The sequence below is a fragment of the Pseudoalteromonas sp. SR43-3 genome (genome assembly GCF_014163875.1).
Lineage (GTDB): Bacteria > Pseudomonadota > Gammaproteobacteria > Enterobacterales > Alteromonadaceae > Pseudoalteromonas > Pseudoalteromonas distincta.
This window is the reverse complement of record NZ_JACJEC010000008.1, coordinates 138,595-146,265: the sequence shown is the minus strand read 5'-3', so window position 1 is coordinate 146,265 and position 7,671 is coordinate 138,595. Positions and strand designations below refer to the sequence as shown.

Below are 7,671 nucleotides of genomic sequence, written 5' to 3'. Positions count from 1 at the left end.
CCGCCGTATACTTTTGCAAGTACGTTAGTGATTGCTGCAGTTAGTGTAGTTTTACCGTGGTCAACGTGGCCGATTGTACCAACGTTTACGTGCGGTTTTACGCGTTCAAACTTTTCTTTTGCCATCTTAAAAAATTCCTAATAAAGAAATTAAAGCCTGACTCACTATTGAGCCAGACAAGCTAAAATTATATAACAGCGCGAGCTGAAATTATTGTATCTGCGACATTTTTAGAGGCTTCAGCGTACTTCACAAACTCCATAGAGTATGAGGCACGGCCCTGTGTTGCAGATCGTAAAGCAGTTGCATAACCAAACATTTCAGAAAGAGGAACTTGCGCATTAATTTGCTTAAGTCCACCTAATGCATCTTCCATGCCTTCGATTATGCCGCGGCGACGGTTTAAGTCGCCAACTACATCACCCATATTTGAATCAGGAGTGAGTACTTCAACCTTCATTACTGGCTCTAAAAGTACAGGGTTAGCTTCAAGCGCCCCGTTTTTCATTGCCAGTGAACCTGCTATTTTAAATGCCATTTCATTCGAATCTACATCATGGAATGAACCATCATATAAAGTCGCTTTAACGCCAAGTAATGGGTAGCCTGCCAGTACACCTTGAGACATTTGCTCTTGGATACCTTTGTCTACCGCAGGAACGAATTCTTTAGGAACTGAACCACCTACGGTTTCGTTAACGAACTCGTAAATTGGTGACTCATCATCCGTAATATCCATCGGTTCAAGTTTAATCCAAACGTGTCCATATTGGCCACGACCACCTGACTGACGTATAAACTTCCCTTCAACCTTAACAGTTGAACGAATAGCTTCTCGGTATGAGACCTGCGGCTTACCAACGTTACATTCAACACTGAATTCACGTTTCATACGGTCGACGATGATATCTAGGTGAAGTTCACCCATGCCAGAGATTATAACCTGGCCTGATTCTTCGTCAGTTTGTACGCGAAAAGAAGGATCTTCAGCAGCTAGTTTACCTAGTGCGATACCCATCTTGTCTTGGTCAGCTATAGTGCGGGGCTCAACCGCAATAGAGATTACTGGTTCTGGGAATTCCATACGCTCAAGCGTAATAATAGAATTCGGATCACACAGTGTTTCACCTGTTGTTACGTCTTTAAGACCAATAGCTGCCGCGATGTCGCCTGCGAAAACTTCTTTGATCTCTTCACGAGAGTTTGAATGCATCTGTACGATACGGCCAAGTCGCTCACGCTTACTTTTTACTGGATTATATACCGTGTCACCCTGTTTAACAGTACCAGAGTAAACACGGAAAAAGGTTAAAGTTCCAACGAACGGGTCTGTTGCAATCTTAAATGCGAGTGCAGCAAACGGCGCTTTATCATTAGCTGGACGTTCTTCCTCAGTACCATTTTCTAAGATACCTTGGATTTGTTTCACTTGCTCTGGTGACGGCATATATTCAACAACGCCATCAAGCACAGCTTGAACGCCTTTGTTTTTAAATGCGCTACCACAAGTAACTGGAACAATCTCATTTGCTAATGTTCGTTGGCGTAAAGCATTTTTAATTTCTGCTTCACTTAACTCTTCACCTTCTAAGTATTTATCCATTAGTTCTTCTGTTGCTTCAGCAGCGCTTTCAACTAAATGAGCGCGCCATTCTTCAGCTAATTCCAGAAGTTCTGCCGGTATTGCCTCATAAGAGAAAGTCATACCCTGGTCCGCTTCGTTCCAGTTAATCACTTTCATTTTTATAAGGTCAATAACACCTTTAAAGTCGTCCTCAGCGCCTACAGGCAACTGAATTGGAACAGGCGTTGCTCCAAGACGAGATTTCACCTGGCTGACCACTGCTAAGAAGTCTGCGCCCGTGCGATCCATTTTATTTACGAAGATCATTCTCGGAACTTCGTATTTGTTCGCTTGACGCCAAACTGTCTCAGTTTGCGGCTGTACACCAGATGAAGCACAAAGAACAACTACCGCACCATCTAGTACGCGTAAAGAACGCTCTACTTCGATAGTGAAATCTACGTGTCCTGGAGTATCAATAATATTGATACGATGGGCGTCAAATTGAGCATCCATCCCTTTCCAAAAACACGTTGTTGCAGCAGAAGTGATTGTGATACCACGCTCTTGTTCCTGCTCCATCCAATCCATAGTTGCAGCGCCATCATGTACTTCACCGATCTTATGAGAAAGACCTGTGTAGAACAGAACACGTTCTGTTGTGGTGGTTTTGCCTGCATCTACGTGAGCAACAATACCTATATTACGATAGCGCTCAAGTGGAGTTGTACGTGCCATATGATCCTCTTAAAGGTTAAAGACAGATTACCAACGGTAATGAGCGAATGCTTTATTCGCTTCAGCCATACGGTGAACATCTTCACGTTTCTTAACCGCAGTGCCTTTATTATCAGAAGCGTCAACGATTTCTTGAGCTAAACGTAAGCCCATAGATTTTTCGCCACGCTTACGTGCAGCGTCTACTAACCAACGCATACCTAATGCGTTACGACGAACTGGACGTACTTCAACTGGTACTTGATAAGTTGAACCACCAACACGGCGAGATTTAACCTCTACCTGTGGACGGATGTTATCAAGTGCAGTTTCAAAGATTTCTAGGTGCGACTTGCCTGATTTCTCAGCAGCCACGTCTAGCGCACCATAAACAATTTTTTCAGCAGTAGATTTCTTGCCGTCTAACATCACGATGTTAACGAATTTAGCAAGAAGTTCCGATCCGAACTTAGGATCTGGAAGAATTTTACGTTGACCGATTACGCGTCTTCTAGGCATTTTGTATCTCCGGTTTATTCAGGTTTGCTCTTTCGAGTCAATCACCCAAAACAATAATTATAAATATTTAGTGCTTGGCCTTACTAACGGAATACAATTACCCTTTAGGGCGTTTTGCACCGTATTTAGAACGAGCTTGACGACGATCGCTAACGCCTGCACAGTCAAGTGCACCACGAACAGTGTGAAAACGCACACCTGGTAAATCTTTAACACGACCACCACGGATTAGGATTACACTATGCTCTTGAAGGTTATGACCTTCACCGCCAATGTATGAAGTTACTTCGAAACCGTTAGTTAAACGTACACGTGCTACTTTACGTAACGCCGAGTTTGGTTTCTTAGGTGTAGTTGTATATACGCGAGTACATACACCGCGCTTTTGCGGACACGCTTTTAGTGCAGCTGAGTTACTTTTCGTAACCTTGCTACGGCGTGGCTTACGCACTAGCTGGTTAATAGTTGCCATTTAAATAGCTCCTGAAATTAAAATTACTACTGAAAAAAATAAAAAAATCCGCCCTTTATTTACGAGCCTGCATTAAGCACACAAGTAAATGGGTGGCGGAATTTTAATGAGCAAAGTTTAACCTGTCAACCTAAACTAATCGTAAGACAGCATATAACTGCCTTACGATCACTTAATCTATTGATTAAGAACAGTTTATTGATTTCCAGACAAATCAGCATTTAGAGCGTCTGTAAGTGCTTGAGTCGCCTCTTCTGCACTTACTGTTTGCTCTTCTACTACTACTTTGCTTTGTTTACGGCGAGCCATACGTTCTTGATGATACGCAAAACCGGTACCGGCTGGGATCAAACGACCCACAATTACGTTTTCTTTAAGACCGCGAAGCTCATCGCTCTTACCATTCACTGCCGCATCTGTAAGAACACGTGTTGTCTCTTGGAAAGACGCTGCAGAGATGAAAGATTCTGTTGCTAGTGATGCTTTTGTGATACCCATTAACTGGATTTCAAACTTAGCTGGTATCTTACCTTGTTTTTCAAGGTCACGGTTTGCGATATTAACGCGCGCCACTTCGATTTGTTCACCGGCTAAGAAGTCAGTATCACCGCCGTGCATAATGGTACATTTACGTAACATTTGACGGATAATTGTTTCAATGTGCTTGTCATTGATCTTAACGCCTTGCAAACGGTAAACCTCTTGCACTTCGTTAACGATATAGTTAGCAACATGAGTCACACCACGTAGGCGTAAGATGTCATGCGGTGATTCAGGACCATCGGCAATAACTTCACCTTTAGACACTTGCTCACCTTCAAACACGTTAAGTTGACGCCACTTAGGAATCATCTCTTCGTAATGATCACCTTCAGCTGGAGTAATAACTAAACGCTTCTTACCTTTAGTCTCTTTACCGAAGCTAATTGTACCAGTTACTTCAGCTAATATAGCTGGATCTTTTGGCTTACGAGCTTCAAATAAGTCGGCTACGCGTGGTAGACCACCCGTGATATCACGAGTTTTAGAGCCTTCTTGCGGAATACGTGCTAACACGTCACCTGGGTTTGCTGTAACGCCGTCAATAACTTCAATCGTAGTGAATGAAGGAAGACGTGTTTCTTGCAGACCGCGCTCTTCACTTTCAATGATAAGCTTTGGTTCTTTCGTATTTACTTTAGCAAGATCTTTTACAACTACACGGGTTAAACCGGTTAGTTCATCAGTCTGTGCTTCAGTATTTGAATCATCGATATCGCTGAACGATACTTTTGACTTATGCTCAAGAACGATTGGGTGACTATGCGGGTCCCAAGTAGCGACGATGTCATTACCTTGAACTTCTGCATTGTCTTGCACTGTTAGTACCGCACCGTAAGGTACTTTATAACGCTCTTTCTCACGACCATGACTATCGATGATAGTAATTTCCGTAGAACGAGAGGTAATAACAATCTTACCGTCTGTGTTTAATACGTACTTAGAGTTATGAAGTTTTAATGTACCGTTAGTTTTAACTTGTACATTATTTTCTGCAGATGCTCTAGATGCCGCACCACCGATGTGGAAGGTACGCATTGTTAACTGTGTACCCGGCTCACCGATTGATTGAGCCGCGATAACACCCACTGATTCACCAGCGTTGATGATGTGACCACGTGCTAGGTCACGACCGTAACAGTTAGCACAAACACCAAAGTCATTATCACATGTGATAACAGAACGTACGCGAACTTCATCTACTGAGTGCTCTTCTAAAAGGTCACACAGTTTTTCGTCAAGCATAACATTACGTTCAACAAGTACAGTATTAGTACCTGGAATTACAATATCTTCTGCAACAACACGACCTAGAACACGTTCGCGAAGTGCTTCTACAACATCACCACCTTCAATAAGCGGTTTCATTGTTAAGCCATCTTCTGTGCCACAGTCATCTTCATTGATTACCAAATCTTGTGCAACGTCTACTAGACGACGCGTTAGGTAACCCGAGTTTGCTGTTTTAAGTGCTGTATCGGCAAGACCTTTACGCGCACCATGCGTTGAGATGAAGTACTGAAGTACGTTTAGACCTTCACGGAAGTTAGCTGTGATTGGCGTCTCGATGATTGAACCATCTGGACGTGCCATTAGACCACGCATACCCGCCAACTGACGAATCTGTGCAGCACTACCACGAGCACCTGAGTCGGCCATCATAAACACTGAGTTAAATGACGGTTGCTCTACTTCTTCACCTTTTGCATTGATAACTGTATCTTTTGACAAGTTAGCCATCATCTCACGTGATAAGTTTTCGTTTACACGTGACCAGATATCGATAACTTTATTGTACTTTTCACCAGCCGTTACAAGACCTGATTGGAATTGTTGGTTGATTTCAGTCACTTCAGCTTCAGCTGATTCAATTATCTGTGCTTTAATCGGTGGGATAACTAAGTCATCAATACCGATAGAAACACCTGACTTCATTGCATAATGGAAACCGGTGTACATAACTTGGTCAGCAAAGATAACTGTATCTTTAAGACCTAGACGACGGTAACACTCATTCAATAAGCCAGAAATCTGCTTTTTACCTAGCGGCTGGTTGATTGACGCAAACGGCATGCCTTTAGGTAAAATTAGAGACAGAATTGCACGACCAACAGTTGTATCGATAACAGTAACAGTGTCTTCTACTATGCCGTCTTCGTTTTTAACTGATTGGCTAATACGTACTTTCACGATTGCGTGAAGGTCTGCATTGCCGCTGCGGTATGCTTTTTCTGCTTCTTTTGGATCTTTAAATATCGCGCCTTCGCCTTTAGCGTTAATGCGGTCACGAGTCATGTAATAAAGACCCAATACAACATCCTGTGAAGGAACGATGATTGGCTCACCATTCGCAGGAGATAGAATGTTGTTTGTTGACATCATTAAGGCACGAGCTTCAAGCTGTGCTTCGATTGTTAACGGTACGTGTACCGCCATTTGGTCACCATCGAAATCGGCGTTGTAGGCCGCACATACTAATGGATGCAAATGAATCGCTTTACCTTCGATAAGCACAGGTTCAAACGCTTGGATACCCAAACGGTGAAGTGTTGGTGCACGGTTAAGTAATACTGGATGTTCACGAATTACTTCGTCAAGTACATCCCATACTTCCGGAACTTCACGTTCAACCATCTTCTTAGCTGCTTTGATTGTCGTAGCCATGCCGCGACGCTCTAATTTGCCATAGATGAATGGTTTGAATAACTCTAGTGCCATCTTCTTAGGAAGACCACATTGGTGAAGCTTAAGTGTAGGACCTACTGTGATTACAGAACGGCCTGAATAATCTACACGCTTACCAAGTAAGTTCTGACGGAAACGACCTTGCTTACCCTTGATCATATCAGCAAGAGATTTAAGAGGACGTTTGTTAGAACCTGTAATTGCACGACCACGACGACCGTTATCAAGTAGCGCATCTACCGCTTCTTGTAACATACGTTTTTCGTTGCGTACAATAATGTCTGGTGCTGCTAAATCTAGTAGACGCTTAAGACGGTTATTACGGTTAATAACACGACGGTAAAGGTCGTTTAGATCAGATGTCGCAAAACGACCACCGTCTAATGGTACTAATGGGCGTAGATCAGGTGGCAATACTGGAAGTACTGTCATGATCATCCACTCAGGGTTATTACCTGATTGGTGGAACGATTCCATTAACTTAAGACGTTTAGTGATTTTTTTACGCTTAGTTTCAGAGTTAATTGTTGGTAACTCTTCACGCATCTCAGCAATTAATTGAGCAAGATCAAGTTCACGAAGCAAGTCTAAAACTGCTTCAGCACCCATCTTCGCTTCAAATTCATCACCGTGCTCTTCTAGTGAATCTAAGTATTCTTCTTCACCTAATAGTTGACCACGCTCAAGCGTTGTCATACCAGGCTCAGTTACTACGAATGATTCGAAGTAAAGAACACGTTCAATATCACGAAGCGTCATATCTAGCATTAAGCCAATACGTGACGGTAATGATTTTAAAAACCATATATGTGCAACTGGGCTCGCAAGGTCGATATGACCCATACGATCGCGTCGCACTTTAGTGAGTGTTACTTCAACGCCACACTTTTCACAGATCACACCACGGTGTTTAAGGCGTTTATATTTACCACATAAACACTCATAATCTTTCACTGGGCCGAAAATACGGGCACAGAATAAGCCGTCGCGCTCAGGCTTGAAAGTACGGTAGTTAATAGTCTCAGGTTTCTTTACTTCACCGTATGACCATGAACGAACCATGTCTGGTGAAGCAAGACCAATGCGAATTGCATCGAATTCTTCGGTCTTATTTTGTTGCTTCAGAAACTTAAGTAAGTCTTTCACCTTAGCTCTCCTGTCGGAGTTAATCTTG

Annotated in this window: 5 protein-coding genes; all 5 read right to left on the bottom strand. The window is 42.8% G+C overall.

What is annotated here, in order from left to right:
* The coding region (locus H5088_RS11935) for a GTP-binding protein (RefSeq protein ID WP_033023824.1) at positions 1-125 on the bottom strand (125 nt) is incomplete at its 3' end.
* 62 nt (positions 126-187) lie between these two features.
* Positions 188-2,302 (bottom strand): elongation factor G, encoded by a 2,115-nt coding sequence (gene fusA, locus H5088_RS11930; protein WP_002958887.1) that lies wholly within the window; start codon positions 2,300-2,302, stop codon positions 188-190.
* A gap of 27 nt (positions 2,303-2,329) precedes the next feature.
* Entirely contained in the window at positions 2,330-2,800 is a 471-nt protein-coding gene (rpsG, locus tag H5088_RS11925; RefSeq protein ID WP_010555004.1) for a 30S ribosomal protein S7, read from the bottom strand.
* Between the two features lie 97 nt (positions 2,801-2,897).
* Positions 2,898-3,272: a 30S ribosomal protein S12 gene (rpsL, locus tag H5088_RS11920; RefSeq protein WP_002958885.1), complete on the bottom strand. Its 375-nt coding sequence runs from the start codon at positions 3,270-3,272 to the stop codon at positions 2,898-2,900.
* Between the two features lie 195 nt (positions 3,273-3,467).
* Positions 3,468-7,643 carry a DNA-directed RNA polymerase subunit beta' gene (rpoC, locus tag H5088_RS11915; RefSeq protein ID WP_002958884.1) on the bottom strand — a complete coding sequence of 1,392 codons (4,176 nt, stop codon included), beginning with the start codon at positions 7,641-7,643 and terminating at the stop codon, positions 3,468-3,470.
* Between the last annotated feature and the right edge of the window lie 28 nt (positions 7,644-7,671).